General features: G+C 34.4%; 24 protein-coding genes. 14 read left to right on the top strand and 10 right to left on the bottom strand.

From position 1 onward, the window contains the following. The first annotated feature begins 312 nt into the window (after window positions 1–312). From AAGU22_RS12545 to AAGU22_RS12555, 3 genes are all read left to right on the top strand, one after another. Window positions 313–954 carry a helix-turn-helix domain-containing protein gene (locus AAGU22_RS12545; protein ID WP_458719444.1) on the top strand — a complete coding sequence of 214 codons (642 nt, stop codon included), beginning with the start codon at window positions 313–315 and terminating at the stop codon, window positions 952–954. Between the two features lie 105 nt (window positions 955–1,059). Continuing rightward, window positions 1,060–1,716: a tRNA (cytidine(56)-2'-O)-methyltransferase gene (locus AAGU22_RS12550; protein ID WP_458719445.1), complete on the top strand. Its 657-nt coding sequence runs from the start codon at window positions 1,060–1,062 to the stop codon at window positions 1,714–1,716. Between the two features lie 180 nt (window positions 1,717–1,896). Further along, the gene (locus AAGU22_RS12555; RefSeq protein ID WP_196816873.1) at window positions 1,897–2,157 is read left to right on the top strand and encodes a winged helix-turn-helix domain-containing protein; all 261 of its coding nucleotides are present in this window, start codon (window positions 1,897–1,899) and stop codon (window positions 2,155–2,157) included. Window positions 2,158–2,233: 76 nt separating this feature from the next. Here the strand turns inward: AAGU22_RS12555 and AAGU22_RS12560 are convergent, their stop codons facing one another. Continuing rightward, the gene (locus tag AAGU22_RS12560; protein WP_458719446.1) at window positions 2,234–3,307 is read right to left on the bottom strand and encodes a DUF1297 domain-containing protein; all 1,074 of its coding nucleotides are present in this window, start codon (window positions 3,305–3,307) and stop codon (window positions 2,234–2,236) included. A 191-nt stretch (window positions 3,308–3,498) separates the two neighbouring features. Between AAGU22_RS12560 and AAGU22_RS12565 the strand changes: the two genes are divergently transcribed. Continuing rightward, the gene (locus tag AAGU22_RS12565) at window positions 3,499–4,056 is read left to right on the top strand and encodes an NUDIX hydrolase (RefSeq protein WP_458719447.1); all 558 of its coding nucleotides are present in this window, start codon (window positions 3,499–3,501) and stop codon (window positions 4,054–4,056) included. Here the strand turns inward: AAGU22_RS12565 and AAGU22_RS12570 are convergent. Together AAGU22_RS12570 and thsB are read right to left on the bottom strand one after the other, a co-directional pair. Continuing rightward, on the bottom strand, window positions 4,043–5,395 hold the full coding sequence (locus AAGU22_RS12570) for a PfkB family carbohydrate kinase (protein ID WP_458719448.1): 1,353 nt from the start codon (window positions 5,393–5,395) through the stop codon (window positions 4,043–4,045). The two genes, AAGU22_RS12565 and AAGU22_RS12570, sit on opposite strands and share 14 nt — an antisense overlap. 118 nt (window positions 5,396–5,513) lie before the next feature. Beyond that, on the bottom strand, window positions 5,514–7,208 hold the full coding sequence (thsB, locus tag AAGU22_RS12575; RefSeq protein WP_458719449.1) for a thermosome subunit beta: 1,695 nt from the start codon (window positions 7,206–7,208) through the stop codon (window positions 5,514–5,516). Window positions 7,209–7,340: 132 nt separating this feature from the next. Between thsB and AAGU22_RS12580 the strand changes: the two genes are divergently transcribed. Then, window positions 7,341–7,766, top strand: coding sequence for a thioesterase family protein (locus tag AAGU22_RS12580; protein ID WP_458719450.1), 426 nt, complete (start codon window positions 7,341–7,343; stop codon window positions 7,764–7,766). 59 nt (window positions 7,767–7,825) lie between these two features. On the opposite strand, the gene AAGU22_RS12585 is transcribed toward AAGU22_RS12580, so the two are convergent. The 3 genes from AAGU22_RS12585 to asd all read right to left on the bottom strand — a co-directional run bounded on the left by AAGU22_RS12585 (window position 7,826) and on the right by asd (window position 10,411). After that, window positions 7,826–8,704, bottom strand: coding sequence for a heme o synthase (locus AAGU22_RS12585; RefSeq protein ID WP_458719451.1), 879 nt, complete (start codon window positions 8,702–8,704; stop codon window positions 7,826–7,828). Window positions 8,705–8,781: 77 nt separating this feature from the next. Then, entirely contained in the window at window positions 8,782–9,243 is a 462-nt protein-coding gene (locus AAGU22_RS12590; protein WP_458719452.1) for an Lrp/AsnC family transcriptional regulator, read from the bottom strand. A gap of 85 nt (window positions 9,244–9,328) precedes the next feature. Next, window positions 9,329–10,411, bottom strand: coding sequence for an aspartate-semialdehyde dehydrogenase (gene asd, locus AAGU22_RS12595; protein ID WP_458719453.1), 1,083 nt, complete (start codon window positions 10,409–10,411; stop codon window positions 9,329–9,331). Between the two features lie 131 nt (window positions 10,412–10,542). Between asd and AAGU22_RS12600 the strand changes: the two genes are divergently transcribed. From AAGU22_RS12600 to cobS, 4 genes are read left to right on the top strand one after another with little or no spacing between them, the layout of a single operon-like run. Further along, window positions 10,543–11,634 carry a pyridoxal phosphate-dependent aminotransferase gene (locus tag AAGU22_RS12600; RefSeq protein ID WP_458719454.1) on the top strand — a complete coding sequence of 364 codons (1,092 nt, stop codon included), beginning with the start codon at window positions 10,543–10,545 and terminating at the stop codon, window positions 11,632–11,634. Then, complete coding sequence (locus AAGU22_RS12605; protein WP_458719455.1) at window positions 11,631–12,566, top strand: cobyric acid synthase; 936 nt, start codon at window positions 11,631–11,633, stop codon at window positions 12,564–12,566. The genes AAGU22_RS12600 and AAGU22_RS12605 overlap by 4 nt, the downstream gene beginning before the upstream one ends. 12 nt (window positions 12,567–12,578) lie before the next feature. Then, the gene (locus tag AAGU22_RS12610; RefSeq protein ID WP_458719456.1) at window positions 12,579–13,583 is read left to right on the top strand and encodes a cobalamin biosynthesis protein; all 1,005 of its coding nucleotides are present in this window, start codon (window positions 12,579–12,581) and stop codon (window positions 13,581–13,583) included. After that, the gene (cobS, locus tag AAGU22_RS12615; RefSeq protein ID WP_458719457.1) at window positions 13,573–14,325 is read left to right on the top strand and encodes an adenosylcobinamide-GDP ribazoletransferase; all 753 of its coding nucleotides are present in this window, start codon (window positions 13,573–13,575) and stop codon (window positions 14,323–14,325) included. Before AAGU22_RS12610 ends, cobS begins: the two co-directional genes overlap by 11 nt. Window positions 14,326–14,453: 128 nt before the next feature. On the opposite strand, the gene AAGU22_RS12620 is transcribed toward cobS, so the two are convergent. Next, on the bottom strand, window positions 14,454–14,603 hold the full coding sequence (locus AAGU22_RS12620) for a hypothetical protein (RefSeq protein WP_458719458.1): 150 nt from the start codon (window positions 14,601–14,603) through the stop codon (window positions 14,454–14,456). 114 nt (window positions 14,604–14,717) lie between these two features. Here AAGU22_RS12620 and AAGU22_RS12625 point away from each other — a divergent pair, with 114 nt between their 5' ends. Further along, on the top strand, window positions 14,718–15,374 hold the full coding sequence (locus AAGU22_RS12625; protein WP_458719459.1) for an NTP transferase domain-containing protein: 657 nt from the start codon (window positions 14,718–14,720) through the stop codon (window positions 15,372–15,374). Window positions 15,375–15,400: 26 nt separating this feature from the next. Here AAGU22_RS12625 and AAGU22_RS12630 read toward each other — a convergent pair whose 3' ends face one another. The 3 genes from AAGU22_RS12630 to AAGU22_RS12640 form a co-directional block, all read right to left on the bottom strand. Continuing rightward, window positions 15,401–15,598, bottom strand: coding sequence for a zinc finger domain-containing protein (locus tag AAGU22_RS12630; protein WP_458719460.1), 198 nt, complete (start codon window positions 15,596–15,598; stop codon window positions 15,401–15,403). 15 nt (window positions 15,599–15,613) lie between these two features. Next, window positions 15,614–15,892, bottom strand: a complete 279-nt coding sequence (locus tag AAGU22_RS12635) for a 50S ribosomal protein L44e (RefSeq protein WP_144728764.1) — start codon at window positions 15,890–15,892, stop codon at window positions 15,614–15,616. A gap of 343 nt (window positions 15,893–16,235) precedes the next feature. Continuing rightward, a complete protein-coding gene (locus AAGU22_RS12640; RefSeq protein ID WP_458719461.1) occupies window positions 16,236–16,922 on the bottom strand; it encodes a ribosome biogenesis protein in 687 nt (228 codons plus the stop codon). Window positions 16,923–17,032: 110 nt separating this feature from the next. Between AAGU22_RS12640 and AAGU22_RS12645 the strand changes: the two genes are divergently transcribed. The 4 genes from AAGU22_RS12645 (at window position 17,033) to AAGU22_RS12660 (ending at window position 19,313) form a co-directional block, all read left to right on the top strand. After that, window positions 17,033–17,311, top strand: a complete 279-nt coding sequence (locus tag AAGU22_RS12645; RefSeq protein WP_458721785.1) for a ribonuclease P Rpr2/Rpp21/SNM1 subunit family protein — start codon at window positions 17,033–17,035, stop codon at window positions 17,309–17,311. Window positions 17,312–17,396: 85 nt separating this feature from the next. Then, window positions 17,397–17,849, top strand: coding sequence for a 30S ribosomal protein S19e (locus tag AAGU22_RS12650; protein ID WP_196816889.1), 453 nt, complete (start codon window positions 17,397–17,399; stop codon window positions 17,847–17,849). Between the two features lie 10 nt (window positions 17,850–17,859). After that, window positions 17,860–18,153 carry a DNA-binding protein gene (locus AAGU22_RS12655; RefSeq protein WP_458719462.1) on the top strand — a complete coding sequence of 98 codons (294 nt, stop codon included), beginning with the start codon at window positions 17,860–17,862 and terminating at the stop codon, window positions 18,151–18,153. 110 nt (window positions 18,154–18,263) lie between these two features. Then, entirely contained in the window at window positions 18,264–19,313 is a 1,050-nt protein-coding gene (locus AAGU22_RS12660; protein ID WP_458719463.1) for a zinc-binding dehydrogenase, read from the top strand. The last annotated feature ends 15 nt before the right edge of the window (window positions 19,314–19,328 follow it).

Here is a 19,328-nt window from a genome sequence, read left to right on the forward strand (position 1 = left end):
ATTCCTATTGGTCAGGGGCGAAAATTTAAGGTTTTTGTTACAGCCTGCAAGAAGAGAAATAAAACTAATATCAATATCCTTGTTGCTGTCACATACTGTAGGCTGTGACCTCCTTCAACAGATTATTACTTTTATACTATAAAGCCAGTATGGACAAATCAAAGGTTAGTAGAAATCATGCAGCCATTTGATCTTATTTGGATAAACCATGAGCAGACGGCCTACTAAATGGATATCAGGAAACAAAATCGAATACATGTTTAGAAATCAACCAGTTGTAGATAACTCTCGTTAGTTGCAATATACCCAGACATGAACAACAGAAAGAAAAGTATGACGCCAAAGACGCCAAAGACGCCAAAGACGCCAAAGACGCCAAAGACGCCAAAGACGCCAAAGACGCCAAATCCTAATAAATTAGAACCGATTAGTACATACATGGCTTCTTTTTGTGAATTATGCGGAAAACATACCGAGGTAAGCAAGAAAGTAATAATTGAGAAATCAATTATGAGTGTCTGTTTGTCTTGTTCAAAAAGAGGCAAAGCAGTAGAATCCAATAATGTTTCAAAGAACATGGGTCCAACAAAAGTGACAACCCCTGTAGGATATTTATCCCCCAAACCTGCACCTGGCCCCCAACAAGGTTCAAGGAATCTTTATGCCAGAAAAATAAGAGCACCTCCAAAGATTAAACCACCACCCTTAAAGAAAATCAACTGGGTTGATGAACTGATTCTTGATCCGGAATTTCCATCTTTAATAAGAAATGCCAGGAGTAAAAAGGGGCTAACACACGAACAACTTGGACAAAAAATTAACGAAAAAGTGACACTGATAAAGAAAATCGAAACAGGTTCGATAAGGCCTGATGAAATTATAGCAAAGAAACTTGAACGGTTTTTGGGAATAACGCTATTTATAAACCCCAATGAAGAGAACGTAGAAGAATAGAATAGTAAAAGCAACAAAAGATGTAATCTTGTTATTTTTTTTATAAATCTCCATTGGTGACTGAAAAGATGATAGCAGGGTCGTGATGAAGATTAGCTAATGACTATGCCACCATCTGTAGCAGTACTTAGAATAGGACACAGACTGGTAAGAGATGACAGAACTACTACTCACGCCGTGTTGGTATCAAGGGCTATGGGAAGCGAAGTAATCTACATGACTGATGTGGATGATGAAATAAAAAAAACACTAGATAAAGTCAATAAAAGATGGGGAGGAGAAAAAGAATTTAGACTTGAAATCATTGACAATTGGAAAAAGATACTGAAAACATGGAAAGAAAATGGCGGCAAAATTGTTCATCTTACAATGTATGGAGCGCCAATCAATCAAAAAATAAAAGAGATCAAAGAATTAAATCAAAGAATATTAGTCATAATAGGAGCAGAAAAGGTTCCAAAAGAGGTTTATTTTCTTGCTGATTATAACGTTGCAATCGGCAGTCAACCTCACTCAGAAATTGCTGCATTAGCAATTTTTCTAGATAGAATATTTGAAGGCAACCAGTTTAACAAGAGTTTTTTGGATGAAAAAATGAAAATCATACCTTCAGATAAGGGAAAAAATGTAATAAAGAGGAATCAGGGCTACTCAAGTAGCAACAATAACAACAATAACAACAATAACAACAATAACAACAATAACAACAATAACAACAATAACAATAACAATAATTCCAGGTCTAAAAATAACCAAAATTAAGAGGTAGTTAAAGATGCATACTACTGCTATCGCAAATTGGGATGAGATTGTAACCGTGAAATCACTATGACGTTAGATGACACTCATAAAAAGAGAACAGTTAATCGATTCTTATATAATTAAGTTATAATAAACAACACCACAAGAAATAAAAAAAAACAGGATTATATGATAGAGTCAATGGGTGATACACAGCTTAGGGCAAAAAGAACCAGGATCAAGATATTGAGAGCTATTGTAAAGAAGAATGGATCCGCATGTTTTTCTGAAATTAGAACCATCACAGGTCTATCTACTGGATCTATCTATTATCACCTAGAAAGGATGAAAAATTATGTATTAAAGAATTCAAAGTATTATGTCATAACTAAGGAAGGAATGGATTTGTTGGTTGAAATAGATAAGAGAAAAGATTTCACATTATCGACAAAACTAATTTGATTTAATCTGCTTGATTCGATTTCATGCGAGTAAACATTCTTTTTTTTCAACCATTGGGACTATAAGATTAAAAAAATCAAGTCGTTATTAAACCAATTTTGGATGATTCAATAGCCCTTTTTATCTCCAAGGAGATTCGCCTCCCCATACTCATCGGAGTCTCAAACAATAAATCTGAATAAGGTGAACCCGAAACGTACAAGTTTGTTCCAGCTACGATGCGCGCTGAAAATTCAAATGCTATGAAATTAGCATTATTATCATAAACACCTTCGATGCAAAAGGGTCCAGGTATTCCCGGCGGGACTAATTTTCTTGATGATTCAACAAATCGTTCGCCCATGGAGTAAACCTCTGGAAGCAAAGATTCTCTTAGGACGATCGGCATATTTCCTACAACAGTATAAGACGGCTGAATGTTAGAAGTTATTTGATACTTTGATGGGATTCGCCCTATTGCGTCTATATCAGTTTCATAACGTCTGTCTATCCCTAATAACTCGAGTTCATTGGTAATAGGTGAATAAAAATATTGTAAATAAACTGGGACTCCGTTAGCATATTTTTGTATAAACAAATTTTCCTCGGACTCTATTACATGTGATTTTATGAGTTTTTGTGCCTGTTCTTCGAATCCCTTTTTATCAGTGACCAAGAAATACCCTTTTCCCCCAGCTGCTCCATGTAATTTCACTATACACAAACCATTGATTTCATTCTTAGAGGATATTTGAGTCGGCGAAGGTAACTTTGATTCGTCCATTAATTGTTGTTTTAACATTCTATCTGATTCCCATCTTAGGATCCATTTATTACCAAATATGGGTATCTTAATACTCTCTAGTTCATCCATATTTAATGTAGAAATCAAGGTTCCGTGAGGGATCAATATTGGACTAAACTTTTCAATTAATCCGTCTTGAAAATTCTTATTTACTATTTCCTTAAAATTTTTAATCGATACAATATTATCAATAAATTTAAACCGCTTGTACATGTCAAATCGTTTTTCTTCACATACTAACAAGGTTTTGAACCCCTCATCTTTGGCTCCTTTCAATACCTGTAATGAGCAATGTGAGCCCAAAGTCATAACAGTTTGTTTATCAACATCTTTATCGAAATTTCTTTCAGCTTTTTGGTCATTCATGATCCATATCCCGTTTATTAATTGGAATTTTATCGGAGATTAATTTTATTTGTTTCTCATCAAATCTCGCACAGAATAATTACTTTGTAATTAGATATGAAAAAGAGAGAAGAACAAGCAACGTATGATGCCATTAGCACCATAGACACACAATTAGTAAATATTAGTCAAAAATTACTTTTAATGAGTGAATGTCTAAAGAAGGGTACAGCGTAATAAACAGGAAGGTAGTCCATGAGGGCCCAGTAAGGTTAAGAATAGATACATTTAACTATAAAGGAAAAGTCTTTAGAAAGGAAGTAGTTGAGCATAGTCCTTCTGTCGGAATTATTCCCATCATTAATAAAAAAGAGATTTTGTTAATTAAACAATTCAGACATGCCGTAAACAAATATTTAATTGAAATACCTGCAGGCAAGATTGAAAGTAATGAATTACCGCATGAAGCAGCAAAAAGGGAATTAGCAGAAGAAACAGGATATGCAGGGGTACTAAAACCGCTTACTCGATGTTTTTTGGCTCCAAGCTATGACACCGAATTAATGCATTTTTTCGTTGCAGAAAATATGTCTAAACTGGAGAATCCAAATAAAATGGATGAGGATGAAAACATTACTAATTTTGTTGTTGAATTAAAGGATGCTATCAAATATTGTTATGATGGTACAATAATAGACTGTAAGACGGTTACGGCAATATTCCTATATTATTTTACCCTCCACAATGATAGTGTATTTAGAAATACCTAGATTTGATATAATCAATAATTTCAGATAATGAAGGGTTATCACCAAATGGATTTCCTACGTGGAGTGAGGATAATAAATTGGCAAAACAAATTTTCTCTATAGTTGTGAATCCATAAAGATGTCCAAAAATGAAACCAGCATCCCATGAATCTCCTGCTCCACTTACAATATCTATTTTGGATGGAACAATAGAGTTTACAAATAACGATTCTTGACCATCAGATATTGCAGAACCCTTAGTTGTATGTACACATACCGTTAAATTAATAAAATTAGCAAGGAACTTTGCTGATTCGCAAAGGGCGTTAATATTATTAGGGGATAAATTGCTATCAAAGGTCAATAGAGTACTATTGTCATAACCAATTACGCTCTCTAATGCTTTGATTATCAGATTATATTCATTTTCATTGATACTTAGAAAGTCTACTAATTTAGAACGACTTTTTAGCACATTAATAAATTCAAAACATCTCCTTTCGATATCAGCGGGATCCAAAAAATGAATCGATTTAGGAGAATTTGAAAAGGTATAATCTAACAAGTCGGTTCCTCTTAGATTTGACGCCCAATTTGTCATTATCACAGCATCAGATGTTCGCAAAATCATCCTTACTTCTTGTGATTCAATTAGTTCTGGGCCAAAATTATCGTTGTCACCTACATCACTTACCATCACATTTGAGGTGGGGTTGGAGGCATTTGAAAATTCAAATACTGTCGATAATCCATGTTTTCCTTTCATAATGTGAAGATTTACGTTTGTCTTGAAGGGCAAAAATACAGAACGCAAAATAGCAGAACCAATTTCATCCGCTATGGTAAACAAATCTACGCGAACATCGAGTTTTGCTAGACTATATGCCATATTGACTGCGTTACCACCTTTGATATCCACACTAGAATACCCTCGCATACTTCCACCTCCCGCAACAATCTTTTTTTGGATATCATTCATAAAAATGGGATAGTCCAATACTTCAATAATTCTATCCACAAAAAAATCAGGCAAAATGGTAACCTGTGGTTGATGATACTTATCTTCCTTTATATCTGAAAGTTTGATCAACAGGTTTCTGAGAATATCAAGAGTATGGGAATCCCCAAAAATCTGATTTGTCAAACTCTGCCTATTTTCCGTTTTAACTCTTCTGTCAGACTGGTTTGTGTTTTCTTTATGAAGATTTTGATTATGATTTGGACGTGGAAATGAATCATTACCCGTAGAAGAAAAAATATTTTCTAAAGACTTTGATGAACAAGACAAATCTAAAAACGGTGATGAGAGAGAGCTAGGAAATGGAATAGGAGATGCGGGAATAAAAGTCCAAGGATTCACGGTATGAATTTTGAATTTTGATAAATATAATGGTATCAGAAAGGCTTAAATAAATGGAATAAAACGGTGGACATGTATAAAAAAAATTAATCTTTTTTTTGCAGAACAAACGAATGGATTAGTCCATATCCATGCCGCCCATGCCGCCCATGCCGCCCATGCCGCCCATGCCGCCCATGCCGCCCATGCCACCAGGTGGACCAGCGGGCATTCGAGACTTTGTGGCTGCAATGACGTCATCAATTCTCAACAGCATACAAGCGGTTTCAGTAGCTGACTTTATGATTTGTTCTTTAATTACAGTTGGTTCGAGTATATTATTTTTATAAATATCTGAAACAACAGCTGCCTTTACATTTATACCGATCCATTTGGATCCCTTTGATTGTTTTGCCTTCAATTCAGCCATAGTATCAATAGGATCCATACCAGCATTCTCTGCAAGGGTTAAAGGTATTACTTCTAATGCTTCAGCAAACTTTTGTGCGGCCAATTGTGATCGTCCTTCGAGACTGCTAGACCATTGTCTTAATTCATTGGCTATGTATGCTTCAGGTGAACCACCGCCTGCAACTATAGATGGTTTTTCTAACACATCCTTCATAACCATCAATGCATCATGTAAAGATCTATCAGCTTCATCAACTACTCTTTGTGATCCACCACGTACAAGAATGGTTACTGCTTTTGGATTCTTGCATCCTTCTATGAACACCCACTTGTCAGTTTCAACTTTTCTTTCTTCAACTAAATTAGCGATTCCTAAATCACTTTCACTCAAGTCATCTAGATTATTTACCAGTCTAGCGCCTGTAGCCTTTGAAAGTTTGAACATGTCGCTTTCTTTTACTCGCCTTACTGCAAGTACATTTGCTTTAGCCAAATAATGTTGTGCAATATCATCAATTCCCTTTTGACATAATACGACGTTAGCTCCAACTGATTTTATCTTGTCTACCATATCCTTGAGCATCCTATTTTCTTCTTCTAAGAACATTTGCATTTGCTGGGGCTCACTGATTCTAATTTCTGCACTCATTTCAGTTTTTTCGATTTCAAGAGCAGAATTTATGAGAGCAATCTTTGCGTTGTCGACTCTCTTTGGCATTCCAGCGTGAACTATTTCCTTATCTAAAACAATTCCTTGGATGAATGTTGTATCACGTATAGAACCTCCTGCTTTCTTCTCAACCTTGATATTGTCTAAATCCACTCGTAAACCTTCACCTGAGGTATTTTTTTCTGTAATTTGTTTGGCAGCACTTACCACAATTTCACTCAATATGGGACTATCATCAGATACCAATTTAGATTCCATGCTGGTTTTTGCAATTTTGATAAGAAGATCCTTATCATTGACATTAACTTTTATTCCAATTTTATTTAGGATAACTAGTGCTTGCTCAGAAGCTGCAGTATATCCATCTACAATTGCAGACGGATGAACATCTTTACTCATCAATTGTTCGGCTTTTTCTAAAAGCGCGCCGGTAAAAATTACAGATGAGGTAGTCCCGTCTCCAACTTCGTTATCGACGGATTTTGCAACCTCTACCATTATTTTAGCGGCAGGATGTTGAACATCTATCTCTTTCAAAATAGTTGCACCGTCGTTGGTAATAGTGACATCACCTAACGAATCCACTAGCATTTTATCCATACCACGTGGCCCTAAACTAGACCTTACAATTTCCGCTACTAATTTTGCTGCAGAAATGTTATTTTTTTGTGCCTCTCTGCCTTTATTTTCTTTAGTTCCTTCTTTTAATATTAATACTGGCATACCACCAGCTGTTTGTTGAATTGAAGCCATGTTCTCATATCACCTTAATAGAATGGTACAATTTTTCGGTAAGCCCCTTTTATAGGTTTCACAAATAAAATGCCAAAAAAGATAGAGATCCAGACCAACAAATGATTTATCAAAGCAAACTGAATAATTCTTATGGATTTTGACATAAAATTAGGAACCAAAAATGAAAGGAGAATTAAAGTTAGTCACAATCAGACCACAAGTTTTCTTTGGGAAGGTGAAAACGTATTCTCGACACCTTCAATGATATCAGAAATGGAAGAAACCTGTAGATTGTTATTGAAAGAGCAATTTCTAAAGGTTGATTCAGAATGGGATTCGGTAGGTACCGTTGTAGACATTAATCATACTGCTGCAACTCCTGTAGGGGCGGAGATAATTCTGAAAGCCGAAATCATAGGAGTTGATGGAAGAAGAGTTCAATTCAAAGTATCTATAGAAGACAATTTAGAACAGATAGGAGAGGGAAAGCATGAAAGGTTCATTATCAATATTCCCAAATTCAAAGAAAAGTTCGACTTGAAGGTGAAAAAACTAGCTGAATTTCAAAAAGGATGAGCGAGCAGAAGTCTAGGGTTGATTTGTCCTGATTAGAAAAAAACAAGAAAGAAAGCGATCTAGTGAAAGAACGCGTCTACCATAAAAGCAATAAATAATGCTGCCAAATATGGACTGCTAAATTTGAATACTAACCAAGAAGTTTTTTCACTTGGTTTTAGCAATAACCACACAGACAAAATTATCATCACAATACCAAATACGGTAGCAGTCAATAGATATATCAAACCAAATTGATTAAAGAAAAATGGCAGTATACTAAATACAACCATCATCAAAGTTGTTAGTGCTATAATCCTTACAGATTTAGATTCGCTTGATACAACGGGAAGCATTGGAACATTGGCCTTTTTGTAATCTTCTTTTACATGTAAGGCTAAGCTCCAGATGTGTGTAGGAATCCAGAAAAAGACCAATCCGGCCATTGCAATGCCTATTTCCACATGTTGAAATGTTATTGCAATATATCCAATTAATGCTGGAGCGCCACCAGAAAATCCACCTAATATAATATTAGATTGACTGGTTCTTTTTAGCCATTTGCTGTATACTATGATGTTATCAAATAAGCCAAATGCCATTAACCCAAATGCCCATATGTTTATGAACCAAGAACAAACCAGAGAAATTCCTGTTAAAATGAGCCCAAAAATTAAAGCGTTACGTGGAGAAATTCTTCCCGAGGGAATCGGACGACCTTTGGTTCTTTCCATTATTGCGTCAATATCTCTATCGTTATATCCTGTGAGTGTATCCGCAGCTGCTGAGCCTGCTGCGATTGCAAAGAACAATAAAGCCCAAGTCATCCAACTGACCTGAACATCAAATAACCAGGATGCTGATACCGCAGCAGCTATAGCTGTGAAAACTAGTAAATACCAAATTTTTGGTTTTGTAAGCTCATAATAATTTTTAACTTGGTTACCAACTGTCTTCATCTCTAAAACCAAATAGTCTATTAACCTACCACCATATTATAAATAAAATAGTTATTTATATCTTGAGAGAACTTTTTTTATTTAGATACAGAATTTGATATTATTTCTCTTGAAGTCTTTCTCATCTCAATAAATGTTTCAGTTTTCTGTACCCCTTCGATCCGTCCCACCTTTTCAGATATGATTTGATGCATTTCATCTAGAGAACGAGCAGTCATGGTTACCAACACATCAAATCTTCCAGTAACTTCAGCTACTTCTCTGACCTCGGGAATTTTAAAAAGCTCTGCAAGCACATTATCCCTTAATTTAGAATCCATGGTAATTCCAGTTAGTGCTTTAACATTAAAACCTAAGGCTTCATCATTTATTACAATAGTAAATTTCTTAATCAAACCTCTCTTTACAAGTCGCTTGATTCTACTATAAACTACAGACGAATTGATATTGATTTTTTTTGAAAGCCTGGGAACCGATATACTTGCATCTTTTGACAACTCGCTTAATATTTTTAGATCAAGATCGTCAATTCTTCCCATAATTTTCAAAATATACTATTTTTTCGTGGTTAATAAATGTATAATTTTTATTTTTGTTATAAAGTTTGTTTATTTTTAAAAAAATTTATATAATTTTTTTTGTTTTGAACAACTCGGCTAATAATACTGCTCCTTTCGCCGAACCCATTTTTTCATTGTGAGTCAGTAGAACATACTTTATACCATTGTCAAACACGGAATCTTTTCTCAGTCTACCAACCACTGTGGTCATACCATCGTTGATTTCTCTGTCTACTCGTGGCTGAGGTCTTGTAGGATCGTCATTGACAACAATGTAATCTCGTGGAGCAGTAGGAAGATTCTTTATGGATACATTGTCAGAAAATTCCATCATTTTCTTTTTGACTGACAAGGGGTCTACATTCTCGATTGTCTCTACAAAAACTACCTCAGTATGACCATCAGACACTGGTACCCTGGTACAGGTGCAACTAACCTTTACATCATTAACAGAGATTTCTTTAGATTCTGTATCATATTTACCCAATATTTTTTTGGTTTCTATTTGAACTTTTTCTTCCTCTTTAGGAATGTATGGAATGACATTGTCTAATATATCCAAAGCAATAACACCAGGAGACCTACCTGCTCCAGACAATGCTTGCATTGAGGTCATAAAGACGCTTTTCACTCCAAAGCTATCAATCAAAGGTTTTAGAGTAATAGCGAGCCCAGTAGTAGTGCAATTAGGCATTGGGGCAATAAAGCCCTTCCATTGACGCTCTTTCTGCTGTTTTTTTAAAAGATCGGTGTGGTCATCATTGATTCCAGGTATCAAAATTGGAACGTCGTTTTCGTATCTAAAAGCAGCAGCGGTACTAATAACAGGAACATGAGCAGCTAACTTTGGTTCTATGATTTGTGCGTCATCAGATTCCAAAGCAGTAAAAATCAAGTCAAACTCCTTTGGGTTTATGTCGTCAAATTTAGATATGGTTTTATCTCTAACATATTCAGGGATTTGTTCTCGATTATGCCACTTTAGTATACCAGACTGAGGATCTCTAATTGCGTCCACATATTTTTTGCCAGCAGATCTTTCAGAAGAGACAATATGAGTTAAATTAAACCAAGGATGTTTGTCAAGTGCAACTACAAATTCTTGACCTACAGCGCCAGTTGAACCGATTAACGCTACTTTTAACATATTGAAATGGTTAGAAATAAAACAATTAATAATCCTTTTTAAAGTGTAAAAAACTAAAACTATTATACAATAGATGAAAAGATCTTTCCATACTAAAAAAAAAGATAAGAAATCATCTGATTGAATCGACATTGCAACATTGTCATCATGGTGGAATCTATTCTGTAAATAGTCAAAAGAATATAAGAATAGATTTTAGTTCAAACATAAATCCTCTTGGAATTTCCAAGAAAGTTTTTGAAAAATTAAGAACCAATATCAAACTAGCCTATATTTATCCTGATCCAAAATGCACTGAATTGAAAAAAAAGATAATAGAGTATATCGATTGTGAATTTAATCTCGAAGTAAATGAGAATTTAATAACGGGAAATGGCGCCACAGAATTAATACATTATTTCGCCGCTGCTTTTGCCCGAAAAAAAACACTTATTCCAATACCCACCTTTTGTGAATACGAGCTTGCTGCAAGGCGTAGGAAATCAAAATTGGTATTTGTACCCCCTCTTGACAATAACTTTCAAATTGATTCAGATTCTATTGCAAAGCTAACAAACAACCCAGACAATGAAATAGGATCAGTATTCTTATGCAATCCAAATAACCCTACAGGAAAGTTTTTCAGAAAAGAAATACTAGAGATACTAGAAAAGATCGATAAAAAGATTCCAATCCTGCTAGATGAATCCTACATCGAATTTACCGATACTAAAAAGGAAAACGACAATAACTATTTTATTAATCTAATAAAGGATTCCAATAATCTAGTGATTTTAAGATCGCTTACAAAAACATTCGGTCTAGCAGGTTTGAGAGTAGGCTATGCGCTATCGACCAACGAGAATATTCAAAAATTAAACAACAATTTGATTAGCTGGAACGTAAACGGATTAGCCCAGATTGCTGCCATAGAAGCGCTAAAAGACAAATCTCATATTAAAGCCGCCAAGAAAAACAACATTTCTGAAAAGAAAAGAGTTTTCAAATTGCTTGAAAAAAACCGAAAAATAAGGGTAATCTCAAGTGATGTTAATTTTTACTTGATCGAGATACTAAATGAGAAAACATCCACAGAACTAACTAGCAAATTATTAATAAAAAACGGAATCCTCGTGAGAGATTGCAATAGTTTTAGAGGCATGAATGACAAATTTATTAGAGTAGCCATCAAGACTCCAAAAGAGAATGATGTCCTTTTAGAATCATTGGAAGGAGCACTTTGAAATCAAAACTGATAATGATTCAGGGGACGTCTTCGGGAGCTGGCAAAAGTATGCTTGTTACTGCACTATGCAGAATTTTGACCAACAAAGGATTCAAAGTAGCTCCCTTCAAATCCCAAAACATGTCCTCATTTACACATAAAATAGAAAACACAGATAAAGTGATAGCAAATGCTCAAGCGATTCAGGCTATAGCAAGTAGAGCGATTCCTGACTCTAATATGAATCCAATATTATTAAAGCCAATAGGTAACAGCAAGAGCAGAATATATGCAAACGGTGAATTCTTGTCGGTAATGGAAGCTAAAGATTACTATTCAGATTTTGTTCTCGATAAAGGTTTTAGAATAGCATTGGACGCATTCAGAGAATTAAGAAGGAAATACGAAATAATAATATTAGAAGGAGCAGGCTCACCTGCTGAAATAAATATACAAAAATACGACATCGCCAATATGATTTTTGCAGAAAAAGTAAATGCACCAGTAATCCTGGTTTCAGATATTGAACGTGGAGGATGTTTCGCTAGCATTGTAGGAACAATGATGTTGTTAAAACCATCACATCAACGATTAGTAAAAGGAATCATAATTAACAAATTTCGTGGAGATAATACAATATTATTCCCCGCGATAAAAAAGATCGAGTCAAAAATAGCAAAACCATTTCTAGGTATCGTTCCTAAAATATATCACAATATCCCAAAAGAGGACTCCTTAGACAGAGATAATAATGACAATGAAATAAAACAGGGTCAGAATGAAAACAAAAACAAGAGAACATATGTCCGATCGATCAAGAAGAATGACAAAATAAATAATCATCAAAAAACGACAGATCAGTCAGATTTAGACGCAGAGATCAGCAGGTTTGCAGAAAAAGTAGAATCATCAATCAACATGGATTATATTCTAAAAAAAATTATCAGATAAAAAAATCAAGCCATGTCACTTGAAATCGTAACAGAAATCATATCAATCTTATTTATCGCGACTTTGATAGACATCACCTTAGGCGAACCGCCAAATAGGATACACCCCGTTGTATTGATTGGTAGAATCATAAACTTCTTAATTAAAATAATAAAAAATGCTTCTAAATACATGAAAGATAAAGATAAAGAAAATTTTGAAAAGGTAATGGGATCGATTTTAGCATTAGGATTAACAGTCATGGTTAGTTTGGTAGTTTATTATATTTGCATGCAATCACTTTTTTTGTTAGGTATTATTTTTTTTGTCATAGTATCGGCAGCGTTGTTAAAAACAACATTTTCAATAAGAGCTATGGATAACCATATCAAGGAGATCTTGGAGGAATTAGACAAAAATGATTTGGATAAAGCTCGCAGAAATTTATCAAAAATTGTCAGCAGGGACACACGGAATCTATCAGAGTCCAGAATTTTATCAGCTTGTATCGAATGTGTAGCAGAAAGCTTTGTAGATGGTATACTCTCGCCACTATTCTATTATGGTCTTTTAAGTATTCCAGGTTCTATGATGTATAGAACCATAAACACATTGGATTCCATGATCGCTTACAAGGATGACTACTATAATAAAGTGGGATGGATGTCAGCTAAACTTGATACCATCGTAAATGCCATACCTGCACGATTGTCATCAGTTTTTTTGATTATCGCTATGATGGTTTGTAGACAAGATTGGAAAAATGCAATAAAAATATGTAAAAGAGACTACCAAAATACCGAAAGTTTCAATGCAGGGGTACCAATGTCAATTATGGCTGGAGGATTGAATATTCAGTTAGAGAAAATTGATCATTATAAATTAGGAGATATGAAAGAACAACGTACTATCCAAAAATGCAAAACATCCTTAAAAATAAGCAAGATAGCGACACTGATATTTATGTTTAGTTTTCTAATTCCTGTTATCATGATTTTGAACTATTTTAATTGGTGGATAATATTATTTGGTATTTAAAAGCATCTTAGAGATCATTTCATTTTTAACAATAATACCTATTGGAAAATTTGGCAAGAGTGATGGTTTAGGGGACATTTCAAAAAAAATGTTCTTGTTCCCTTTTATTGGACTATTAATAGGACTTTTAACTATTCCTGTAGTATTAATTTCCTTTTATTTATTTAATCAATTTGTATCAGCATTCATAGTAACAATTTTTCTAATAGTCTTAACAGGCATACATCATACTGACGCCCTCGCAGATTTTGCCGATGGTATTATGGTAAGAGGAAACAAAGAAAAGAAATACAACGTAATGCATGACCCAAGAATTGGATCAGCAGGAACTGTCGCGATTTCAGGATATGTTATTGGAATGGTAATATCAATCTCTTCAATCACAAGTTTAGATAGGTTAATGATTGCAATAATTCTCTCCGAAATCATGTCAAAATATTCTATGGTACTGGAGTCTCATTATTGTGAGTCAGCTTGGGATGGATATAGTTCATTGTTTACAAAAAATATGAAATCAAAAAAGAAAATGGCAATTGCAACAATCATTACTATAGTTTTGATAGCTTTGATAGCTTTGATTTCAGACATGAGTGTGATTGGATTGCAGATATTTATTGTAGGAATTATTTGTTGTTTTATTGTCATTTATATTTCAAAAAGGAACTTTGGAGGAATTACAGGAGATGTAATGGGAGCAACAAACGAAATAGTAAGACTTTGTTCACTCCTATCCCTGTCATAAAAGTTCAATCTTGTTTTTGTAATGAGCAAATTACAGGCAGGTTGAAAAAATAAAAGAATGAACCTTTAACCAATATTTATCTTATTAAATTTGATGTAGTAAAGACATGTAGATAGGTGATATTCAAATCAACTACCGTCTATCGAATCTGGATTGGCATGAAGTGGTAATTTTGCTAAACCAAAAATGAAATAAGTTAATTTATTGATTGATTGATTGATGGATTCATGGACATTTACATTAGCAATTTGAACAGATAGCAAGATAATAAGAATCATAAAATTCACCCGGAAATCAATTAAAGAATGTCATAATTAAGGAGCAAATTTTATTAGTTGTTAAATTAACAAAATCAAATTGACAAAAAGAGAGAAATGATCAGTTGTGTTCTAATGTGTGGAGGAAAAGGAAGTAGACTGAATACAAATCCAACAGTCAAAGTAGAAAAACCCCTCTTAGAATTGAGGAATAAATCATTGATAGAATACATGATAGAGGCGGTACAGAATTCAAAAAAGAATTTTAAGATATATGCTGCAGTGAGTAAGAATGCAGTAAAAACCAAAGAGTTCCTAACAAACAGATACTGTAATGATATAACACTGATAGAGACAACTGGTAGCGGATTTTCAAATGATTACCTAATTGTACTCCAATTCTTCAAAAATACAGAAAACAAATGGGGAAATAGAATTCAAGATTTTGCGTATAATAAAATTTTGTTTTTACCTACTGATCTTCCCCTGATATCATCTAAAACCATAGACGAAATTTCAGATTTGTATCAGAGTAGTCCTAGTATTGCAATAGTTGTAGACAAGAAAATGTTTATTCAGAACAATTTCGTTCCCTCAACTTTCATAACAGAAATTAGTAAAGTTGATTATTGTTATACGGGGATTTCGATATTAGACTTTCACACTATTGCCGCATTGGAGCATATAGACCAAATCAAAGAAGTACCAGTGATCATGAGTAATCTGGAATTAGTTTATAATATTAACACGGTTGACGACTTGAAAAAAACAGAAAAATTTATTGGATTGTAGGATGTGAAGCCAAAATCAAGAAATGATTAATCCAAGGTTTCTAGGATATTGCCAAGTATTTTAGCCTGGCCACCGGTATTTACCAAAAGTTCAGCATTACAAGATGGACATGAAATAGGTTTTGTACCGAAAGTATACAAGACTTTGATATTTTTGCATGAATCACATTCAACTTTTACAAAGTGACTACGAGGTTTTGGGATCATAATGTTATGTTTTTTCACAATCATTCACTCCAACTAAGCCTGGATCTCCAATTTCCTAATTCGCATTCCTTGTTTCATCGTCTTTCTTTGACAAGTTTTGCAAGTATATTTCAGGGTTACCTTTTTAGTAGTTTTAGCGGTCCTTTTTAATTCAGGGAATTTTTGACCACCATACCCCTTTTTATCTTCTGCGTGGCGCCTGGCACCTTGAGCACCCTTTCTATCTTTACCTTTTTTATAAGTAGAAACAGCTTGAGTAGTATGAGTTTTACATTTCGGACAAAATTTGCGCAGCTCTTTCTGCATCTTCATATATAAAATCAGTTCGAGAGGGTAATTTAAAGTAAATATACATAGTCCACTAGAATCCACGATTTCGTAAGAATCTGGTAATATTATATCGATTTACAAAAATATAATATCATAGTAATCGATTGTTTTTTATTCAATAATGTCTTATGTAGAATAAAAAATAAGGCAATACAAACCTTATATATATCCATGATCTATAACCCTCAATGTTGCAGTTCTTACAAATAGTGATAAACCCTGAAGCTTTTGGAGTTTGGGTACCGTTAGCAGTCGGTTTAGGGATTGGTCTAATTTATGCACTAGCATCGATGGCCAGAAGGGCAAGATAAGCCCATTAATTTTTTTAGACTAGAATATTTTTTTCATATTCATATAACAATCGAGAGATAACTATTTGGGATTCTAATCCCATGTCTGATACGGATAACTTTTTGTCAAAATAGGATTCAATGTTTTTTGAGAAATGTCCCTTTGGGAAGCCTCCAATAACAACACATCCATTTGTATATGATGCCAGACCGGCACCTATCGATTCAAGGCTCTCATAGGTACCTGTTATTGAAAAACCCAATACTATTTCAGGTTTAACAAACACCTTTAATAAATCTCCAAAATTAGTATTAGGTCGAAGATCCAATAATAACTGCCCTTCTTCTGAAATTATTTTCTTATCTCTAAAGAGATTTAACATCAGACCCTCAAATCGAAAATAAGACTTGGGAAACCTAACATTATTCCCTACCAAAATAACGTTATTATCAACTGTATGAATAAACACCCTAAGATAGTTTCGTTTGTATAGAGGCGTGGCTAATGCATTGAGCAAAGCAATGTGAAGGATATCTGGTCTCCCCCTCTTATAGTCCTCATCTAGTTTAGCAGACATCATAGCGAAATGGTGAAGAGATCTATCTAACAAGATTTCTTTGGGCTTTTTCCCACTATTACGAATTTTTTTAAGAGATGGATGCTTGAAAACATTGATAGGTATAATTTCAAGAGAAGTATCTGCTATGATCAAATTTAACAAATGATACTGATTTAAAGGGAAATAATTATTATTTAAAGATATATAATGCAAACAGCAAGTCAATCACAAAAAGGTATGTCATGAAGAAGAGCGTTATAAAACAAATAGCAATGCAAAGAGTAAAGGTTTTGATTGATAGAGCACTATATTCTAGAGATGAATTCTCTGACCACCATATTGTGATTGCTAAAAAAATTATCTTAAAGTATAAACTAAAAATACCTTTTGAATACAAGCTTCTTTTTTGTAAGCAATGTAAAAAATTTATCATCCCAGGTAGGGATTCAATCATTAGGATAGGTAGATCGAATACAAAGGCTTTAAGGATAACCTGCAAATTATGTGGTCACACGTATAGAAAAATTATTGAAAAACCCAATCAAATCTGATATTTTGTTCAGTTGGGCATACAGATGACAAGATAAAGAATAAGGATTATAAGGGAAAATTAATGAAAGAAATTTGTAATATTAAATGGCAAAGGTTTTTGATGTTCCAGCAGATGACTTGATATCAAAATTATCAGATCAACTTAAAAAAGATAAGAAAATAAATCCCCCAGAATGGGCCAGTTATGTAAAAACCGGCACTCATGCAGAAAAAATTCCGCAAAACAGAGACTGGTGGTATACTAGATGTGCATCTTTAGTAAGAAAGGTGTATTTACATGGCCCAATAGGAATTTCGGATTTAAAAAGTTATTATGGAGGAAGAAAAAGAATTGGCTATAATTTAGATCACCATAAAGATGCTGGTGGCGCAATCATTAGAAATGCCTTACAACAATTAGAGGCATCAGGATATGTAGAAAAAAAGAGCAAAGGTAGATCAATATCAAGCGAAGGTATGAAAAGAGTTGACAGACTAGCCACTGAAATTTTTAAAGAGATATCTAAACTTAATAAAGATTTAGAAAGATACGCATAGAGGATCTAGCATGTCTGGCCCCCCACAATCTCATCAGCCTTCTGACGATGAAATTAGAAGGCAGCAGGCTGAAGCTGAGGCAATGAAGCAAAAAGCCCTAGGTATGTTATTAGATGTTGAGGCAAGGCAAAGACTCATGAATGTAAAGATGGTCAAGCCAGAGCTTGCTTCAGCTGTTGAAAATTATCTATTAAATGCAGCTACTACTGGAAGATTAAACAGAGCAATAACAGACGATGAATTAAAACAAATTCTTTCTACAATTCAACAACCAAAAAGGGATTTTAAAATCAATAGAAGATAAGATAAGATTTGACATAAATTATAAGTTTTTTGTTTAGGTATTAAAGGTTATTATTTAGTAACCTATGATTTTGAGTTAACTATATTAAGGTTTTAAAATATCTTCTCCCCATGAAGGCAGCTGTATTTAGAGAATATAACAAAGATCCTACTAAAGTAGTAAAAATTGAAGACATCGACGTACCAAAAATAAAAGCAAACGAAGTTTTGATAAAAGTTGAGTCGGCATCATATAATTATAACGATTTATGGGCAATCTGGGGAGATCCGGTTAAAACACCACTTCCACATATTTCTGGAAGTGATGTGGCAGGAACAGTAGTTGAGATAGGAGAAGATACAACAAAGTTCAAGGTTGGCGACAGAGTTGTATCTCATTCTAATATGAGTTGTAGAATATGTGAGCAATGTACAGCAGGAAGAGAGTATGATTGTAAAGAGAGAACCATATGGGGATTCCAAACCGGTCCGCTGTGGGGAGGTTTCGCTCAATATACACATCTACCGGAAGTAAATGTAGCAAAACTACCAGAAAATGTATCATTTGAGGATGCTGCTGCCATTTCAATGGTGGGAATGACAGCATGGCACATGCTTGTTGGACGGGCAAGAATAATTCCAGGTCAAACGGCATTGATAATGGGTGGAACAAGTGGTGTAGGCATGGCAGGCATACAAATCGCAAAGTTGTACAATTGCAATGTCATTGCCACAGCAGGAAACCAACAGAAAATGGATAAATGTCTGGAACTTGGCGCAGACAACGTTGTGAACCATAGGGAGGCTGATTGGTATAAAAAAGTAAGAGAAATTACCAAGAAGGAAGGTGTGGATGTGGTGTTTGAGCACATTGGAAAAAACGTTTTCCCCCAAGAAGTTGGCTTGTTAAAAATGGGAGGCACACTCGTTGCTACAGGAGCTACAACAGGTTATGATTCTACCTTAGATTTGAGATACTTATTCTTCAAAGGTACCAACTTGCTTGGTTCCACTCAAGGGACAAAAGCAGAATTAGAGCAGGTCATTTATTGGTTAAGCAAAAATAAAATAAAGCCACTTATTGCCACTACATTACCTTTCTCAAATATGGTGGAAGGTCACGTAATGATGGCAGGGGCCGAACAAATAGGAAAGATCTTAACCACTCCTCAAAAACTTTAATTTTTTTATATCCAG

The organism is Candidatus Nitrosocosmicus sp. R (genome assembly GCF_054408505.1).

What these genes read in the sequence shown, in the direction of transcription:
- AAGU22_RS12545 (WP_458719444.1), top strand. Translation starts at nt 313, where the DNA reads ATGAACAACAGAAAGAAAAGTATGACGCCAAAGACGCCAAAGACGCCA.
- AAGU22_RS12550 (WP_458719445.1), top strand. Translation starts at nt 1,060, where the DNA reads ATGCCACCATCTGTAGCAGTACTTAGAATAGGACACAGACTGGTAAGA.
- AAGU22_RS12555 (WP_196816873.1), top strand. Translation starts at nt 1,897, where the DNA reads ATGGGTGATACACAGCTTAGGGCAAAAAGAACCAGGATCAAGATATTG.
- AAGU22_RS12560 (WP_458719446.1), bottom strand. Translation starts at nt 3,307, where the DNA reads ATGAATGACCAAAAAGCTGAAAGAAATTTCGATAAAGATGTTGATAAA.
- AAGU22_RS12565 (WP_458719447.1), top strand. Translation starts at nt 3,499, where the DNA reads ATGTCTAAAGAAGGGTACAGCGTAATAAACAGGAAGGTAGTCCATGAG.
- thsB (WP_458719449.1), bottom strand. Translation starts at nt 7,208, where the DNA reads ATGGCTTCAATTCAACAAACAGCTGGTGGTATGCCAGTATTAATATTA.
- AAGU22_RS12580 (WP_458719450.1), top strand. Translation starts at nt 7,341, where the DNA reads ATGGATTTTGACATAAAATTAGGAACCAAAAATGAAAGGAGAATTAAA.
- AAGU22_RS12585 (WP_458719451.1), bottom strand. Translation starts at nt 8,704, where the DNA reads ATGAAGACAGTTGGTAACCAAGTTAAAAATTATTATGAGCTTACAAAA.
- AAGU22_RS12590 (WP_458719452.1), bottom strand. Translation starts at nt 9,243, where the DNA reads ATGGGAAGAATTGACGATCTTGATCTAAAAATATTAAGCGAGTTGTCA.
- asd (WP_458719453.1), bottom strand. Translation starts at nt 10,411, where the DNA reads ATGTTAAAAGTAGCGTTAATCGGTTCAACTGGCGCTGTAGGTCAAGAA.
- AAGU22_RS12610 (WP_458719456.1), top strand. Translation starts at nt 12,579, where the DNA reads ATGTCACTTGAAATCGTAACAGAAATCATATCAATCTTATTTATCGCG.
- AAGU22_RS12620 (WP_458719458.1), bottom strand. Translation starts at nt 14,603, where the DNA reads ATGATTCTTATTATCTTGCTATCTGTTCAAATTGCTAATGTAAATGTC.
- AAGU22_RS12625 (WP_458719459.1), top strand. Translation starts at nt 14,718, where the DNA reads ATGTGTGGAGGAAAAGGAAGTAGACTGAATACAAATCCAACAGTCAAA.
- AAGU22_RS12635 (WP_144728764.1), bottom strand. Translation starts at nt 15,892, where the DNA reads ATGAAGATGCAGAAAGAGCTGCGCAAATTTTGTCCGAAATGTAAAACT.
- AAGU22_RS12645 (WP_458721785.1), top strand. Translation starts at nt 17,033, where the DNA reads ATGCAAAGAGTAAAGGTTTTGATTGATAGAGCACTATATTCTAGAGAT.
- AAGU22_RS12650 (WP_196816889.1), top strand. Translation starts at nt 17,397, where the DNA reads ATGGCAAAGGTTTTTGATGTTCCAGCAGATGACTTGATATCAAAATTA.
- AAGU22_RS12655 (WP_458719462.1), top strand. Translation starts at nt 17,860, where the DNA reads ATGTCTGGCCCCCCACAATCTCATCAGCCTTCTGACGATGAAATTAGA.
- AAGU22_RS12660 (WP_458719463.1), top strand. Translation starts at nt 18,264, where the DNA reads ATGAAGGCAGCTGTATTTAGAGAATATAACAAAGATCCTACTAAAGTA.